The sequence below is a fragment of the Achromobacter sp. SIMBA_011 genome (assembly GCF_046535435.1).
GTDB classification, from domain to species: Bacteria; Pseudomonadota; Gammaproteobacteria; order Burkholderiales; family Burkholderiaceae_B; genus Achromobacter; species Achromobacter dolens.
Genome location: NZ_JAWRWN010000265.1, coordinates 1 through 293 on the forward strand (window position 1 = coordinate 1; position 293 = coordinate 293).

At 67.6% G+C, this 293-nt stretch carries 1 protein-coding gene; it reads left to right on the forward strand.

Annotation, left to right across the window (positions count from 1 at the left end):
* On the forward strand, window positions 1-168 hold a 168-nt coding region (locus SB816_RS30875), incomplete at its 5' end, for a PTS sugar transporter subunit IIA (RefSeq protein ID WP_410548103.1).
* Window positions 169-293: the final 125 nt, after the last annotated feature.

Sequence of the window (293 nt, forward strand, 5' to 3'; positions counted from 1 at the left end):
GTCGGGCTCCTGATCTTCCTGCTCGTGCCCGAGCAAGCCACGCAGCAGCACCTCGAGATCCTGTCGGAGATCGCGCAGCTGCTGTCCGATCGAGACGCGCGCGAGCGTCTGCACAACGAAACGGATATCGCCGAGTTGCATCGCCTGCTCACTCAGTGGCAACCTTGAGTTGATCCGGGCGGAACATTCCCCAGAACCCGGCGGCACGCGCCGCCGTCCAGGGCCGCCCGGCGCCGGTCCGGCATGGCGACGCCCGTCGCCGTGCGCATGCACCGGCTCATTGGAGTGACGAG